Origin of the sequence: Sulfurimonas sp. ST-27, assembly GCF_048081595.1 — a bacterium.
Classification (GTDB): Bacteria; Campylobacterota; Campylobacteria; order Campylobacterales; family Sulfurimonadaceae; genus Sulfurimonas; species Sulfurimonas hydrogeniphila.
On record NZ_CP182226.1, the window covers coordinates 866,436 to 881,561 of the forward strand.

Sequence of the window (15,126 nt, forward strand, 5' to 3'; positions counted from 1 at the left end):
ATATCTATTGAAATTAACAATTTTATTTGGCGGTGCAAGTTTCGAGCATGAAATAAGCATTGTCAGTGCCATAACATTAAAAGAGAAATTAGCAGGTTTTGATTTGACATTTGTATTTTGTGACAGTGATCATACTTTTTATCTCATAGAACCTGCAAAAATGAAAGCAGTCACTTTTTCAAAAGGTGCATATAAAAAGATGCCTCTCCTCACACTCGCACAGGGCTCTTTTGTCCAAAAAAGCATGTTTTCAAAGAGTCAATACAACAGTATCGTGTTAAATTTAATTCACGGGGCGGATGGAGAAGACGGGACAATAGCCGCACTGTTTGATTTTTACTCTGTAAAATACATCGGTCCGCGTGTGGATGCCTGTACATTCTCTTATGACAAGCGTTATACAAAATATTTGTGTGAAGCCACAGGTGTCAAGTATGTCAAATATGAAGTTATTCATAAAAATGAACATTGCAATATAACGATACCGTATCCTTTTATAGTCAAACCTGCTTCTCTTGGCAGCTCAATCGGGGTAAGTGTAGTCAAAGATGAAAGTGAACTTGATTATGCACTCGATGTTGCTTTTGAATTTGATGACACACTCATTGCAGAGCCGTTTTTGGAGGGTGTCAAAGAGTATAATTTGGCAGGATATTACGCAAACGGCATGATGCATTACTCCATTGTCGAAGAACCGAAAAAAGAAGAATTTTTAGATTTTGAGAAAAAGTATATGGATTTTTCAAGAAGTGAACAGGTGCTTCAGGCGGATGTCAGTGAAGAGTTGGCACTGCGTCTGAAAACAAATTTTGAAAAAGTCTATCGTGGTTTGTTTGAAGGTGCTTTGATACGCTGTGACTTTTTTGTTTTCAATGATGAAGTACTGCTCAATGAAATCAACCCTATTCCGGGTTCTATGGCAAATTATCTTTTTGAAGATTTTGCAGCCTCTCTTGAAGAACTTGCCTCCTCTTTACCCCATTCAAAACGTCCAAAAGTGACTTATGATTATATTCACTCTATTTCTCAGGCCAAAGGCAAATAGATGGCGGTAAAGTCAATACAGTATAATCAGCATACTTTTGACATTAGTTATGAAATAGTGAATCCTCATGCCAAGATAGACCTGATAGTCTTACATGGCTGGGGAAGCAATAAAAATCTGATGAAACAGACATTTTCTCCCTATATGGACACTTTTCGCCACATCTATATAGATTTGCCGGGTTTTGGCAATTCTACATGTAATGATGCTTTAACAACTGCTGATGTAGCAAGAATTGTAGAATTGCTGATGATTCATATGAATGCTTCAAAAGATATTGTAATGGGGCACTCTTTTGGCGGAAAAGTTGCTTTGTTGCTGGAGCCGAAACTGCTTGTTTTGGTTGCAAGTGCCGGTATTTATATACCAAAGCCTTTCAAAGTACAGGCAAAAATAGCACTTTTTAAGACATTGAAAGTTCTTGGTTTGTCTAAATTCCGTTCGCTCTTTGTGGCAGATGATGCCAGGCAACTCAGCGAATACATGTATCAGACTTTTAAAAATGTGGTCAATGAAGATTTTAGTGATGAATTTTCAAGATTTGAAGAAAAAGCATTGCTTTTTTGGGGTAAAGAGGACAGTGCCACACCACTTGATTCGGGAAGAAAAATCCAAGAGCTTATCAATGATTCTGCTTTGGAAGTATATAATGGCGATCATTATTTTTTTATGAAAAATGCAGAGGATATTTCTTTAAAAATTCAAACTGCATTTTTAGAAACAATGCAACACTAAAAGGGAGTATGCAATGCAAGAGTATGAAACACTGCTGGCCTTTGTAACCAATGTTCTTTTTGTCACACTTTTAGGCTGGTATCTTATTACAAACCTGCAGTGGTATGATTATAAAATTGAGAGAGTGATTTTCAGACATCATAAACCGCATTGGCATATTTTGTATTTTATTATTCCTTTTATCGCCTATTACACAACAGGGAAGTTCTTTATTATATTTTTTATATTTGCTTTTGTCCCGAGTATTATTATCTGGTATAAAAAGCTTGATAAAAAGCTGGTTCTGACATGGCGTGTCAAAAGATTTTTGATTCTTTTGGTTTCTCTGACACTGTTTCAGGATGTACTGTGTACGCTTAAAGAGGGCTGTGCAACATACGGTGTTTTTATGCCTTTGGCACTTGCCTATATCGGCAGTTATATAATAGAGAAGTTTCTTTTCAAAGTCTACATGAAAGAGGCGAAGAAAAAACTGCAATCTATGAAAGATTTGGAAATTGTCTGCATTACCGGCAGTTACGGCAAGACAAGCATTAAAAACTTTACAGCCAAAATTCTCTCGTATAAATTTAATGTCTATGCAACACCAAGAAGTGTAAACACTTTAGGCGGAATTGTTGCGGATATAAACAATAATCTTCCTGAAGATACACAGATATATGTATGTGAAGCAGGCGCAAGAGAGCGCGGAGATATTTATGAAATTACAACTTTTCTGGAACCGCAGAGAGTTGTGGTCGGGCGTGTGGGTGAGGCACATATAGAGTATTTTAAATCTTTGAAAAATATTATCGCTACAAAACTCGAAATTATTAAATCACCAAGGTTGGAACAGGCATTTATTCATACCTCTGTAACAGATGAACCGCATGAAAAGGTGACTTTTTTCGGTGATGAGATAAAAAACGTACAGGCAACGCTCGAAGGTACTGATTTTGAACTTGAATCAGATGGGAGAACTTTACAACTGCATACAGATATTCTGGGTGCTTTTCAGACGATGAATATTGCCGTAGCGGTAAGAATAGCAAAAAGTTTTGGAATGAGTGATGAAGAGATAGTTGAGGCTGTCAAAAACCTCGAACCGGTTGAGCATAGACTCCAACTCATAAAAGCCGGTGGAAAAATCATTCTTGATGACGGATATAACGGAAATATTGACGGTATGCTTGAGGGTATACGTTTGTGTTCACTGCATGAGGGCAGAAAAGTCATCGTTACACCGGGACTTGTTGAAAGTACGGATGAATTGAATCTGCAGCTGATTGAAGCAATCAACAAAGTCTTTGACATAGTGATTGTTACCGGCTCCTTAAATGCAGATCTTTTTGACAGGCATTTACATGTAAAGAACAAAATAATACTCAAAGACAAAGCATCAATGGTTGACATTTTGGCCAGTCAGACAAAATCAGGCGATATCATACTCTTTGCCAATGATGCACCGAATTTTATATAGGATTTTTGTATGTTAAATGCTGTCGATAAATTTATGAAGTATATATCTTATTTGACTGCAGTGATTCTGGCATTACTGGTTGTTTTGGTTGTATTTGATGCAACAAGCCGCTATCTTTTTTCTCACGGTTCTACGGCACTGCAGGAGTTGGAGTGGCATTTTTTTGATGTGGTTATTTTACTCAGTATTGCCTTTGCTCTGCGTCATAATGCCCATGTCCGTGTTGATATTTTTTATGAAAAATTTTCGCCAAAGAGACAGGCCCTCATTAATATTGTCTCGGCTCTCTTTTTTGTACTCCCTCTTTCAATTTTGATTATTTATATAGGAATAGGATTTGTGGAGATGAGCTTTGTGCAGCATGAAGCCTCTTCAGATCCGGGCGGTTTGCAATACCGTTGGATTGTCAAATCTTTGATGCCGTTTGCTTTTGTTCTTTTGGTGTTGCAGGCACTCAAAGAGCTTGTAAGCGACATTGAAAAATGGAAATCACTCTAATGGCATTTGTAATGTTTGGTGTGGCGCTTGCACTTTTACTTTGGGGAATCCCTGTTGCCTTTGCTTTTGGCGGTGTGGCAATGTTTTTTGCCTTTTTCATTCCTTCTTTGGGATTTGATGTTTTTAATATACTGCCTTTTAGAATTTACGGCATTATGAGCAATACAACGCTTATGGCAGTGCCGCTTTTTATTATGATGGGACTGATTCTCGAAAAGTCAGGTATGGCGGAAAAGCTGCTGATTTCGATGAGTGCGCTTTTTAAAAGTGTTCGCGGCGGTTTGGGTGTAAGCGTTGTTCTGGTCGGCGCACTTTTGGCAGCTTCTACGGGAATAGTTTCGGCTTCTGTGGTGATGATGAGCGTGATCGCTCTGCCTTTGATGCTCAGTGCCGGGTACAACAAAGGTCTGGCATCCGGAACTATAGCGGCAAGCGGAACGCTTGGACAGATTATACCACCTTCGATTATTCTTATCGTGCTGGGAGATGTGATGAGCGTCAGTGTAGGTGATCTGTTTAAGGGTGCGGTTTTACCGGGACTGACACTTGTTTCACTCTATATAGCCTATATTCTCATTCGTGCTTTCATGAACAAAGAAGATGCCCCCGCTCTTGTGAGTGAAGAAAAAATCAGTATGTTTGCCGTACTCTCTGCTATAATCCCGCCGCTTTTGTTAATGCTGGCGGTTTTGGGTAGTATCTTTACCGGTATCGCCTCTCCGACAGAATCAGCGGCTTTTGGCGTACTCGGTGGCGTCATTTTATCGGCATACAATAAAACACTTAAGTTTGCAATGATAAAATATGCTCTGTTTGAGACGATGAAGCTCAGCGGTATGATTTTTATGATTTTAATCGGTGCGACAACTTTTAGTCTTGTTTTTAACGAACTCGGCGGAACTGATTTGATTTTGGAATTTTTCTCGCAAGACATAGGAAATGTCTGGGTATTTATAGCTGTGGCAATGCTGAGTATTTTTATACTCGGATTTTTTATAGATTTTATAGAAATAAGTTTCATTATTGTACCTATTTTAGTCCCTGTTATGGCTGCTTTTGGAATAGATCCCATCTGGTTTGGCGTGTTAATAGCCATGAATCTGCAGGCATCATTTTTAACACCGCCGTTTGGACTTTCGCTTTTCTTTTTAAAAGGGGCAGCCGGCAACAGTGTTACAACGATGGATATTTACAAAGGTATTATCCCTTTTATCGCTTTGCAGTTGTTAGGTCTGGGGCTTGTCGTGGCTTTTCCTGATCTGGTTTTTGCATTTTTGTAATGCTGTCGCCATCAGTCGGCACTAAAGTACCGATTCCTAGAGAGTCTGTATTTTTTTCGGAACCCGTACTTCACTGCGGGCTGAGAGTGGTATTAAAAGTACCGATTCCGGGTGAGTCTGTGTTTTTTTTTTGGAACCCGTACTTCAGTGCGGGCTGAGAGTGGCAAGAAAGTAGCAATAGTCGGCACTGAAGTACCGATTCCGGGTGAGTCTGTGCTTTTTTCGGAACCCGTACTTCAGTGCGGGCTTTAGGCTGGTTTTATTACTGTTGCCATAGCGATTTATAATTTTTGAAGGAGAATGAATGGAAGATATTTTATATGCTCCCTGGAGGGATGAATATGTTACACAGGAAAAAATAAAAGGGTGTGTTTTTTGCCATATCAGTACACACCCGCAAGAGGATGCGTCTTTACATGTACTCTACAGAAATGAACACTGTTTTATGGTGATGAACAAATATCCTTATACTCCGGGGCATTTTATGATTATCCCCCATATGCATACGGACAGACTTGAAGAGCTGCCGAGTGAAGTTTGGCTGAATATGTCCAAACTTGCACAGCAGAGTGTCAAACTGCTCAAAGAGGGGTTAGGTGCCAACGGCGTAAATATCGGTATGAATTTGGGCAAGGCGGCGGGTGCAGGAATAGCCGAGCATATTCATATGCATCTTGTTCCAAGATGGGAGCGAGATACGAACTTTATCACTGCTGTTGCTCATACAAGAGTCTACTCAACAGATTTTGAAAGGATTTACAAAAAAATCAAAAGTTTCATTCCAAAGTATATAGATATTAAATAAAATTTGATGTATACTAAAAGAAAAAGTAAGGATTGAAAATGTCAGATGCAGTTATACAGGAATTGGCGGAAAGAAAGGCTGAAATAGAAAAAGAGTTGGAATTACTGTTTAAAATGAATATGAAAATAACAGACTGGGATGTTCCCGAAGCGGATGATACAGAGGCGGCGGATATTATTTTAAATATTATGGAAAAAAAGATTCAACAGCTTAGAGAAGATGTAAAAGCCGGAAAATATGAAAATTATTAATCACAAAGGAAAAAGAAATGAGCGCACATAAACACAAAGAACATTTAGAAAAAATCAAAGATGCAGTTGTCAACAGTGACAAGCTGGATGAGAGTCAAAAAAGTGACAGTGTCAAAAGAATTGAAGAGTGGATAGAAGAGGATAAAGCATTTGGAACGCTTATGGAAGAGCTTCTGAATATCAGTGAATATTTTGAAGTTTTATTTGCAGAATTAGGTTTGAGTAAATAATTTTTTATGACGCAGTTTTTAAGAATCATTGTCATAGCTGTATTGTTAATTACAGTTTTTTTGACAGGAAGCTATCTTTATGTGACCAATAAAGTAGAGACTTTAAAAAATGAAAAGTATTTTGAAGTCAGTAAAGATATGAAAAATGAACTGCAGAGTCTGATTAAAGAAAAATCTGAGGCGATTTTGCTGGTGACTTTGGCACTTTCTGCAAATCAGAATATAAAAAATGCGTTAGAACAGAAAAATCACAGCAGTCTTTATCTTGATAATTTAATTACAACTCTGCAACGCTACTCCTCTTTAAAAAATATCTGGATACAGTTTATCGCATCCGACGGGAGAAGCATTTACAGAAGCTGGAGTGACAAAAGAGGAGATGATCTCTCTCTTGTGCGACAGGATGTAAAGCAGGCTATTCATGACCCTAAAGTTATCTCCACCGTCAGTACCGGAAAATTTGATATGACTTTTAAAGCAATGGTGCCGATCTATGAAAGAGGCAAGTTCATAGGTATTGTTGAGACCATCGCAAAATTTGACTCCATAAGTGAAAAAATGAAACGCAGTGGCAATGATCTGCTGATAGTTGTTGACAAAAGTTATAAAAAGCAGTTGAGTGAAGCCTATTCAAATACTTTTGTTGAAAATTATTATATAGTCAATCCCTTTAAGAGCAACAGGCTGCTTGAAATAGTCAAAAATTCGTCAATTACAAAATACCTTGATATTCCTGAATATAGAGTAGACAAAGAGCATTCTCTTTTGATTACAGCCTTCCGGTTGCCGGATTTGAATGCAAAATCCATGGGCTATTTTATCATTGCAAAAGATTTGAGACTGATTGATCTTTCAGATATTGAACAGGCTAAAAACAGTATTTTGGAAGTAACACTGCTCATTTTTTTATTGATCATTGTGCTCTTGTATTATGCTTATAATGTAAATTACAAACGCTTTATAGAAGAACAAAATGAGATACTCGAACAAAGTGTAGAGGAAAAAACCAAAGAGCTGGAACTGCAGTCAAATGTTTTGCGATTTATTGCGCATCATGACCATTTGACAGAACTGCCAAACAAAGTGTTGCTTTTAGACAGAATTGAAGAGGCTATAAAACACTACAAAGCAACCGGCGAACAGTTGAGTATGTTTTTCTTAGACTTAGACAGCTTTAAAGATGTCAATGACACCTACGGACATGAAGTAGGCGATGAATTGCTGTTAGAAATTACCAAAAGGCTGCAAAAGTGTATAAAAAATGATGATACTCTGGCACGGCTTGGCGGAGATGAGTTTGCCATATTGCACAGAAATACAACTCATTTCAGTACAATAAATCTGATTGAATCTATCTTGATTCAGATGAAAAAACCGTTTAATATAAAAAATATAGAAATATATACTACATTCAGTATTGGTGTAGCCCTGTATCCTCAAGATGCCAAAAAAGCGAGCCAGCTTTTACGCAATGCTGAAACTGCCATGTATAAAGCAAAAGACAGCGGTAAGAACACTTATCAGTTTTATGAGAAAAAAATGACAGAGATGGCACTGCAGAAAATTCAACTCGATGCAGATATACGCAAAGCCTTGAAAAACAGAGAATTTGTAAGTTACTTTCAACCGAAAATAGATGCAAGAAACGGAAAAATTGTAGGATTAGAAGCATTGATTCGTTGGATACACCCGCAAAAAGGTTTGATTAATCCGAATGATTTTATCCCGTTTTGTGAAGAAACAGGCTTAATTCTCGAAATTGACAAATACATGCTGACGCATTCAATAAAACAGATACTGAAATGGCAGCAAAAGGGTCTTGAATTTGGAAAGGTTTCTGTAAATGTGTCTACTAAAAAGATAGAAAGCGGTAATTATATTGAAGAGCTTGCTTATACTGTTGAGCGTTTGCAATTTGATACAGCTCTTTTGGAACTTGAAATTCTTGAAGGTCAGATTATGAAAGATCCTCAAAAATCTATAGATATTTTAAATAAAATACAAAACTTGGGTATTTCCGTTTCTATAGATGATTTTGGCACAGGATATTCATCATTGTCCTATCTGAAAAAACTGCCGGTAAACAAAATCAAGATAGACCGTAGTTTTATTACAGATGTTCCAAAAAACAAAGATGATGTTGCAATTGTCAAAACAATTATATCTTTGGCAAAAAATTTAGGCTTGCAAATAATAGCTGAAGGTGTTGAAACTAAAGAACAACTGGACTTTTTAGTACAAGAGGGATGTTATGACATTCAAGGGTATTTTTTCTCCAAGCCGTTACCCGTAGATGAATGTGAAGCATTTATAATTGCAAAAAACAAAGGAGTATAGTATTTCTATGCAAATGATTGTAGACTCTTTGAGACACAAGGGTAAAATATTTAAAAAGATGCAGGAGATTTCTCCAAAAGATTTGGGTATAAGAAATAAGATAAAAATTTATAAGGCAACAGATATACGCGGATATTTTTGGGCAATTTTTGCTGTGAGCCAAAAGAGCAGAATATTGATGAAAGATGTTCATAAATTTGAAGAGATTTATGCAAAGTTGACACTCTACTGTGAACACAATTTTAAACATAAGATTTTGTTTATAGATGCACCCTTATGCTCAAAAGCCCAAAAAGCTTTTAAAGAAGCAGGATGGAAAATCCAATAATGCTTTTGTGTGATATAGGCAACACTTCCTATCATTTTTATGATGAAAACAGAGACTATAAAGAACATGTAAAGAGTTTTGACCCCTCCTGTATAAAAGAAAAAGTCTATTATATTTGTGTGAACAAGGCTCTGCATGTAAACTTGCGGTCTTTGTCAAACTGGATAGATTTATCTGAATATATTGATAAAAAAAAATATTATCAGACTATGGGAATTGACAGAATTTTTGCCGTAGAGTCTGTTTCCGACGGTATTATTATTGATGCGGGGAGTGCTGTGACTGTTGATGTTGTAAAAAACGGACAATTCATGGGCGGTTTTATTTACCCGGGAATTAAAGCAATGCAAAAAACCTATGAGAATATTTCTCCTGCGCTGGCATATTCATTTAACTTTGAGTGTGACTTGGATATAATGCCAAAAAATTCACAAGATGCCATAAGTTACGGATATTTAAAAACACTCTATAGTGAAGTAATGTCCCATAACCTGCCGGTCATCTTGACAGGTGGCGATGCCTTGGAATTTAAAAAGATATTTAGAGATGCAAAAGTCGATGAAAAACTGATTTTCAACTCTATGAAAAAGATTATATTACAGAATGAGGATAGACTATGCTAACAGTTGCACTGCCAAAAGGTCGTATAGCCAAAGAAACTTTGGAAATTTTTGAAACTATTTTTGGTGACAGTTTTAAATTTGATGACAGAAAACTAATTCTTGAGACGTCGAAATTTCGTTTTTTACTTGTGCGTAATCAAGATGTGGCAACCTATGTATACCATCAGGCAGCTGATATTGGGGTTGTCGGGCTTGATACCCTGGAAGAACAGGGCCTTGATGTTGTCCGTTTGCTCGATTTGCGTCGTGGTATTTGTAAAGTGGCGATAGGCATGAGAAAGGGTGAAAAGTTTGATTTGACAAAACCTGAGCTTAAAGTAGCCTCCAAAATGGTCAACATTACAAAGCGTTACTTTGAAGAACGGGCTGTGAGTGTAGAAATTATAAAGCTTTACGGTTCTATAGAACTTGCCCCGTTAATCGGTCTTGCAGATATGATAGTAGATATTGTTGAAACGGGAACGACTATGAAACAAAACGGTTTGGAAGTTGTGCAGGACATTATGACAAGTTCGACCTATCTAATAGCAAACAAGAACAGTTATATTGCCAAAAAAGATGAAGTTTTGGATATTTACGAAAAAATTAATGAAGTTATAAAAGCAGAAAATGACTAATCTTGATCTTTATGCCAAGGCAGAACATCTTTTAGGTATAGAAGAGGCTACAGAGGCACTTTATGATTTATACCGCTCGGAACTGGATGACTATAGTGTAAAAACACTGCTGGATGTCGGATGCGGTCGTGGCGGATTTATGCAGCGAATGAGTAGCGACGGTGTTACATGTAAAGGCATTGATTTGAGTGCTGTAATGGTTGCTGAGTGTAAAGAGCAGGGATTTGACGCCGAGTGCATTGATATAAAAGAGGTTGATGGCAAATTTGATGCCATTGTAAGTATTTTTGATGTTTTAAATTTTATGGACAGAGAGAGTCTTCTTTCTTTTTTGGAATCGGTTGCGGACAAACTCAGTGATGAGGGTGTTTTTATCGCTGATATCAATACGCTTTATGGTTTCAGTGATGTGGCAGAAGGAACGATGAGCAGTGAAAATGAAGAAGAATTTTTAAATGTCGATGCCATATTTCAAAACAATGAACTGCATACAAAATTTACACTTTTTGAAAAAAAAGAAGATGGAAGTTACACAAAACAGCAAGATACAATTGTGCAGTACTTTCATAAAATACAGATATTTCAAAAACTTTCAAAACTCAAACTTGTAGAAAAACAGACTTTTTCTCTTTATGATACACAAGACAAAACACTGCTTATCTTTAAAAAAAGAACAGAGTAGCAAAGAAGGAGTAAAAGCAGAGTAACGATTCCGGAATATTTCGAAACCCTCGGACTTCAGTCTTGATGCATTAGGTTGGGAAAAAGCATATTATTTTTCTGGAACCCATCCTTTAGGGTGGGCTGAGAGTGACAAGGATGTAACAACAGTCGGCACTAAAGTACCGATTCAGGAATATTTTGGAACCCGGATTTTCTATGCTAAAGCATGACTTGTGAGAAAAACGGTGAGTTCCGGCACTGCATTCCTGATTTTGAAAAAAAATGCAAACTAAGTAGCAAAAGTTTCTCTGTCTGCATGTTATAATAGCACTATAAATAAAAAAGAAAAGGATTTACCCATGAGTAAACACAAAGCAAAAATAGAAAAAGTATTTGAGCATCCGCTTTCATCTAATATTGATTATAAAAAACTAATACATGCGTTAGAACATTATGGTGCAAAAACAGAGATGACAAAAAATCATCATGTAAAAATATTTTTAAATGACAAAGAGTATGTTATGCCTCTTCCTCATCAAGATACAAATATTTCAAAAGAGATAGTGGTAGAACTGCGTCATTTTTTAGAAAGTGCAGGGCTGACTCCAGAAAAGCTGTAATCAGCAGAAGAGGGAGGAAAGAGTATTTTTACTCTTCCTCTTCTTTTGTGTTTTCTTCCTGTACAGGCTTCATAGCAGGGAACAGTAAAACATCTCTTATGCTGTGCTCATTTGTCAGCAACATTACAAGTCTGTCTATTCCTATTCCCTGTCCCGCTGTTGGTGCCATGCCATAGCTGAGTGCTTCAACAAAATCACTGTCCATTTCATGGGCTTCATCATCTCCGCTCTCTTTTGCAGCCATCTGTCCTTCAAAACGTGTAAGTTGGTCTATTGGGTCATTTAACTCACTGAAAGCATTGGCAATTTCACGGCCTGCTATAAAGAGTTCAAACCTCTCTGTAATTTCAGGATGTGCATCACTTCTGCGAGCAAGCGGAGAAATTTCAACAGGATACTCTGTAATAAAAGTAGGGTCTATCAGTTTTTTCTCAACAAATTCATCAAAAAGTTCACCCTGAAGCTGCCCCAAATTCATTCCGGGTTTAACCGTAATACCTTTTTCATTCAAATAGGCAATGATTTTTTCTTTGTCTTTTGTAACATCTGCAGGAACTCCGCCAATCGTTGTTAAAGACTCTATAAGAGGAATCTCCTGGAAGTTTGCAAAATTGACTTCCAAATCACCGTAAGGCAAAAGTGTCGGCAGATTTAAATGTTCAAAAAGGTACTGGAAGTACTCTTTTGTGATTTCGATTAAATCTTTGTATGTTTTGTATGCCCAGTAAAACTCTATAGAGGTGAATTCAGGGTTATGTGTTGCATCCATCCCCTCATTTCTAAAGTTACGGTTGATTTCAAAAACGGCTTCAAAACCGCCGACAATGAGCCTTTTAAGGTAAAGTTCCGGTGCAATTCTGAGGTATCTGTCAACACCGAGTGCATTATGATGTGTAACAAAAGGTTTGGCATTGGCCCCGCCGGCAATAGGATGCATCATAGGTGTTTCCACTTCCAAAAAACCTTTGTCCTCAAAGAAACGGCGTGTCAAAGAGATAACGCGGGAACGGATTTGAAAAGTTTTTCTGACTTCCGCATTCATAATCAGATCAAGATAGCGTTTTCTGTAACGAATCTCTTTGTCAGTAATACCGTGAAATTTTTCAGGAAGCGGTGAGATGGCTTTTGTCAGCAGCTTGAAACTGTCTACATGCAAAGAGAGTTCTCCCTGTCCTGTTACAAAAGGAAAACCGCCGACTTCAATGATATCTCCGACTTCTATGTTTTTTTTAAACATAGTGTTGTAGAAACCCTCGGGAAGATTGTCGCGTGTAATATAAACCTGTAGCATACCGCTTTCATCTTCAATCTTTACAAAACTTGCTTTTCCCATAATACGAAGAAACTTTATACGCCCGCTTACAATGTAGTGACGCTTTTCGTCACGTTTGTTTTCCATCTCGGCCACATCAGAGTTGACATTCAAATATTTTTCGATAGTTGTATTTCTTTGTGAATCATTTGCATAAGGATTGTACCCTGCATCTTTTAATGCATTTGCTTTTTCTATTCTTTGCTGTATGTATTTATTTTCAAAAATCAATAGTTTTCCTTCTTTCTTAGTTGTTTTCTTTTTCTTGGCACTCTTTACAAACGCCATATATCTGCATAGAGTGGTCAGTCATTTTAAAACCGAATTTTTTTGTGATTATATGTTGGCGCTTTTCTATCTCATCATCCAAAAATTCTGTGATTTTTCCACATTCTGTACAGATGAGGTGGTCGTGATGTATTTTTACACCAAGTTCGTATTTTTTTCCCTGTGCTCCAAATGAAAGTGAGGTAACAACCTGGGAGTCTTCAAGAAGCGAAAGTGTTCTGTAAACAGTTGCTATACCTGTTTTTAGTTCCGGGTATTTGTTTTGCAGGAGATGATGTAAATCTTCAGGAGTCAGATGTTCATCCGAATTGTACAGAGTTTCCAATATCACTTCACGCTGAATCGTAAATTTGAGATTATTCTTTTTTAATAATTTTTTGAAATCATTCAGCAGTTCTTCATATTCCATGGTTTTATTGTTGAAGTTTGTCGTTACATGTATCATAATTATTTCTCTTTTATTTGATTTTTGATAGTGTCAATTTGCTGCAAGGCTGCTGCTGAGATGTTGTCTTCAATTTTTTGTTGCATATCAGCACTGCCCTGTGAGATTGTTGTATTGATATCATTTGAAATATCCGTAGGGTCTATTTTCATAATATATTTTCCTGTTTCGACTAAAACAGGAAAGAGTATACTTGTTTTGAGTGCAGAATCAAGTGTCGTTCTTATTGCCTTGACATTATAAACCGCATAAGCAATAACTGCTGCTATAAGAAAAAACTTGCTTGAACCTACGATAAATCCCAAAATTTTGTCTATCGGACCAAGACCGCTTACTGCGCTTAACTTTTTAAATGCAAACCCTATAAGAACCATTACCAGCCAAAAAAGTGCCAGTGTTACCAGAAAACCTGTAAAACTTATAGCCGATTCGTTTGAAAATTTAAATATCGTATTACTCAGATACAGTCCGACATCATCACCAAATCTGGATGCTACGAATATACCGCCTATGATACCAATGAGTCCGAAAATTTCTTTAAAAAACCCGTTCAGTATTCCTTTTAAACCCAGGAGTAGAATGACAACTCCTACAATAATGTCAAAATAGTTAAATTCCATTTTTCACTTCCATATGCATTTGATTTTTTCCGTTTTGCTTGGATTTGTACAGTGCCTTGTCAGCTCTTTCTATAAGTGTTTCCGCCGTATCGCCAGGATAGTACATTGTCGCACCCAGACTCATGGTTACTTTCAAAGATTTTCCCTGATAAAAGAGTTGATTTGAACTGATAAGCGTTAAAATTCTTCTTGCAATTTTTTGGCAGGTTTGTGCATCTATTCTGTTGAGTATAATCAAGAACTCTTCGCCACCGTAACGAAAAACTTTATCACCGTCACGCAATGTTTTTCTTAAAAGTCTGGCAACAAAAATCAGTATTTTATCACCTGCAATATGTCCGTATTTGTCATTGATATGTTTGAAATCATCTATATCCAGAAGAAGTATGTGCAGTTCATACTCTAATTCTTTTTTTTCACAGAGTTTTTGAAGGTATGTATCAAGTGCCCGTCTGTTGAATATTTTTGTCAAAGAATCCAGGTTTGAGCTCTCTTCAAGTTTTTTTACCTGTGTGCTTAACTCTGATATAACCTGATTTGCGCGTTGTACCTCTTTTGCCATGTGATTTTGAATCTCATCAAACTTTTCTTTTATTGAAGGCATATCTATGAGCTGATTTTCATAGCTGTGAATAGTCTCTTCATGAATTTGAGTCAGTTTGGCAAATTTGTTGTTTGTATGTTGATATGATAAAAGTGTTTTATTTGCAATTTCTTTATAAGTGTTGGTGAATGCCAGCTTTGCATGTTCTACTGAGTCTATATCCCCGTCATTTATATTTTGAATAGTCATCACAGCATCCTGCAAATAGGTGATAACCTGTTCCTTGTTAGGCTCTTGTTGTGTGTCAATATTTTCAAGCAGCTCATGATACATTTGAGTTACTAATGATTTTAAGTCACTTTTTGTCATAAATCTCCAAATAAAAATATTCACAATTATACTAATTTAAGCATAAAAAAAGCTTTT

At 36.9% G+C, this 15,126-nt stretch carries 18 protein-coding genes; 14 read left to right on the plus strand and 4 right to left on the minus strand.

Annotation, left to right across the window (positions count from 1 at the left end; all coding sequences use genetic code 11):
• Positions 1-7: 7 nt before the first annotated feature.
• From ACM66U_RS04550 to ACM66U_RS04615, 14 genes are all read left to right on the plus strand, one after another.
• Complete coding sequence (locus ACM66U_RS04550; RefSeq protein ID WP_418641249.1) at positions 8-1,045, plus strand: D-alanine--D-alanine ligase; 1,038 nt, start codon at positions 8-10, stop codon at positions 1,043-1,045.
• Complete coding sequence (locus tag ACM66U_RS04555) at positions 1,046-1,780, plus strand: alpha/beta fold hydrolase (protein WP_418641250.1); 735 nt, start codon at positions 1,046-1,048, stop codon at positions 1,778-1,780.
• Between the two features lie 13 nt (positions 1,781-1,793).
• Entirely contained in the window at positions 1,794-3,239 is a 1,446-nt protein-coding gene (locus ACM66U_RS04560; RefSeq protein ID WP_346388587.1) for a UDP-N-acetylmuramoyl-tripeptide--D-alanyl-D-alanine ligase, read from the plus strand.
• A 9-nt stretch (positions 3,240-3,248) separates the two neighbouring features.
• Positions 3,249-3,737, plus strand: a complete 489-nt coding sequence (locus ACM66U_RS04565) for a TRAP transporter small permease subunit (RefSeq protein ID WP_418641251.1) — start codon at positions 3,249-3,251, stop codon at positions 3,735-3,737.
• Complete coding sequence (locus ACM66U_RS04570) at positions 3,737-5,017, plus strand: TRAP transporter large permease (RefSeq protein ID WP_418641252.1); 1,281 nt, start codon at positions 3,737-3,739, stop codon at positions 5,015-5,017. Before ACM66U_RS04565 ends, ACM66U_RS04570 begins: the two co-directional genes overlap by 1 nt.
• Positions 5,018-5,321: 304 nt before the next feature.
• The gene (locus ACM66U_RS04575; protein ID WP_418641253.1) at positions 5,322-5,822 is read left to right on the plus strand and encodes an HIT family protein; all 501 of its coding nucleotides are present in this window, start codon (positions 5,322-5,324) and stop codon (positions 5,820-5,822) included.
• A gap of 38 nt (positions 5,823-5,860) precedes the next feature.
• Positions 5,861-6,073, plus strand: coding sequence for a hypothetical protein (locus tag ACM66U_RS04580; protein ID WP_151900640.1), 213 nt, complete (start codon positions 5,861-5,863; stop codon positions 6,071-6,073).
• A gap of 17 nt (positions 6,074-6,090) precedes the next feature.
• Complete coding sequence (locus tag ACM66U_RS04585; RefSeq protein ID WP_151900639.1) at positions 6,091-6,303, plus strand: hypothetical protein; 213 nt, start codon at positions 6,091-6,093, stop codon at positions 6,301-6,303.
• 6 nt (positions 6,304-6,309) lie between these two features.
• A complete protein-coding gene (locus ACM66U_RS04590; RefSeq protein WP_418641254.1) occupies positions 6,310-8,640 on the plus strand; it encodes an EAL domain-containing protein in 2,331 nt (776 codons plus the stop codon).
• Positions 8,641-8,647: 7 nt separating this feature from the next.
• Positions 8,648-8,968: a hypothetical protein gene (locus tag ACM66U_RS04595; RefSeq protein WP_151900637.1), complete on the plus strand. Its 321-nt coding sequence runs from the start codon at positions 8,648-8,650 to the stop codon at positions 8,966-8,968.
• A complete protein-coding gene (locus ACM66U_RS04600) occupies positions 8,953-9,591 on the plus strand; it encodes a type III pantothenate kinase (RefSeq protein ID WP_418641255.1) in 639 nt (212 codons plus the stop codon). The genes ACM66U_RS04595 and ACM66U_RS04600 overlap by 16 nt, the downstream gene beginning before the upstream one ends.
• On the plus strand, positions 9,585-10,208 hold the full coding sequence (hisG, locus tag ACM66U_RS04605; RefSeq protein ID WP_418641256.1) for an ATP phosphoribosyltransferase: 624 nt from the start codon (positions 9,585-9,587) through the stop codon (positions 10,206-10,208). The genes ACM66U_RS04600 and hisG overlap by 7 nt, the downstream gene beginning before the upstream one ends.
• The gene (locus tag ACM66U_RS04610) at positions 10,201-10,890 is read left to right on the plus strand and encodes an SAM-dependent methyltransferase (RefSeq protein ID WP_151900635.1); all 690 of its coding nucleotides are present in this window, start codon (positions 10,201-10,203) and stop codon (positions 10,888-10,890) included. Before hisG ends, ACM66U_RS04610 begins: the two co-directional genes overlap by 8 nt.
• A gap of 340 nt (positions 10,891-11,230) precedes the next feature.
• On the plus strand, positions 11,231-11,491 hold the full coding sequence (locus ACM66U_RS04615) for a hypothetical protein (RefSeq protein WP_346388592.1): 261 nt from the start codon (positions 11,231-11,233) through the stop codon (positions 11,489-11,491).
• A 28-nt stretch (positions 11,492-11,519) separates the two neighbouring features.
• Here ACM66U_RS04615 and lysS read toward each other — a convergent pair whose 3' ends face one another.
• Genes lysS through ACM66U_RS04635 form a run of 4 tightly spaced genes read right to left on the minus strand, consistent with a single transcriptional unit; the run spans position 11,520 to position 15,069 of the window.
• Entirely contained in the window at positions 11,520-13,034 is a 1,515-nt protein-coding gene (gene lysS, locus ACM66U_RS04620; RefSeq protein WP_346388593.1) for a lysine--tRNA ligase, read from the minus strand.
• 16 nt (positions 13,035-13,050) lie between these two features.
• Entirely contained in the window at positions 13,051-13,536 is a 486-nt protein-coding gene (locus ACM66U_RS04625; RefSeq protein WP_151900631.1) for a Fur family transcriptional regulator, read from the minus strand.
• A 2-nt stretch (positions 13,537-13,538) separates the two neighbouring features.
• Positions 13,539-14,156: a CvpA family protein gene (locus ACM66U_RS04630; protein ID WP_151900630.1), complete on the minus strand. Its 618-nt coding sequence runs from the start codon at positions 14,154-14,156 to the stop codon at positions 13,539-13,541.
• On the minus strand, positions 14,146-15,069 hold the full coding sequence (locus ACM66U_RS04635) for a GGDEF domain-containing protein (protein WP_418641257.1): 924 nt from the start codon (positions 15,067-15,069) through the stop codon (positions 14,146-14,148). Before ACM66U_RS04635 ends, ACM66U_RS04630 begins: the two co-directional genes overlap by 11 nt.
• Between the last annotated feature and the right edge of the window lie 57 nt (positions 15,070-15,126).

Coding starts and splice junctions, on each gene's coding strand:
- ACM66U_RS04570 (WP_418641252.1), top strand. CDS start 3,737: ATGGCATTTGTAATGTTTGGTGTGGCGCTTGCACTTTTACTTTGGGGA.
- ACM66U_RS04560 (WP_346388587.1), top strand. CDS start 1,794: ATGCAAGAGTATGAAACACTGCTGGCCTTTGTAACCAATGTTCTTTTT.
- hisG (WP_418641256.1), top strand. CDS start 9,585: ATGCTAACAGTTGCACTGCCAAAAGGTCGTATAGCCAAAGAAACTTTG.
- ACM66U_RS04630 (WP_151900630.1), bottom strand. CDS start 14,156: ATGGAATTTAACTATTTTGACATTATTGTAGGAGTTGTCATTCTACTC.
- ACM66U_RS04625 (WP_151900631.1), bottom strand. CDS start 13,536: ATGATACATGTAACGACAAACTTCAACAATAAAACCATGGAATATGAA.
- ACM66U_RS04585 (WP_151900639.1), top strand. CDS start 6,091: ATGAGCGCACATAAACACAAAGAACATTTAGAAAAAATCAAAGATGCA.
- ACM66U_RS04555 (WP_418641250.1), top strand. CDS start 1,046: ATGGCGGTAAAGTCAATACAGTATAATCAGCATACTTTTGACATTAGT.
- ACM66U_RS04595 (WP_151900637.1), top strand. CDS start 8,648: ATGCAAATGATTGTAGACTCTTTGAGACACAAGGGTAAAATATTTAAA.
- ACM66U_RS04610 (WP_151900635.1), top strand. CDS start 10,201: ATGACTAATCTTGATCTTTATGCCAAGGCAGAACATCTTTTAGGTATA.
- ACM66U_RS04580 (WP_151900640.1), top strand. CDS start 5,861: ATGTCAGATGCAGTTATACAGGAATTGGCGGAAAGAAAGGCTGAAATA.
- ACM66U_RS04615 (WP_346388592.1), top strand. CDS start 11,231: ATGAGTAAACACAAAGCAAAAATAGAAAAAGTATTTGAGCATCCGCTT.
- ACM66U_RS04600 (WP_418641255.1), top strand. CDS start 8,953: ATGGAAAATCCAATAATGCTTTTGTGTGATATAGGCAACACTTCCTAT.
- ACM66U_RS04565 (WP_418641251.1), top strand. CDS start 3,249: ATGTTAAATGCTGTCGATAAATTTATGAAGTATATATCTTATTTGACT.
- ACM66U_RS04590 (WP_418641254.1), top strand. CDS start 6,310: ATGACGCAGTTTTTAAGAATCATTGTCATAGCTGTATTGTTAATTACA.
- ACM66U_RS04575 (WP_418641253.1), top strand. CDS start 5,322: ATGGAAGATATTTTATATGCTCCCTGGAGGGATGAATATGTTACACAG.
- ACM66U_RS04635 (WP_418641257.1), bottom strand. CDS start 15,069: ATGACAAAAAGTGACTTAAAATCATTAGTAACTCAAATGTATCATGAG.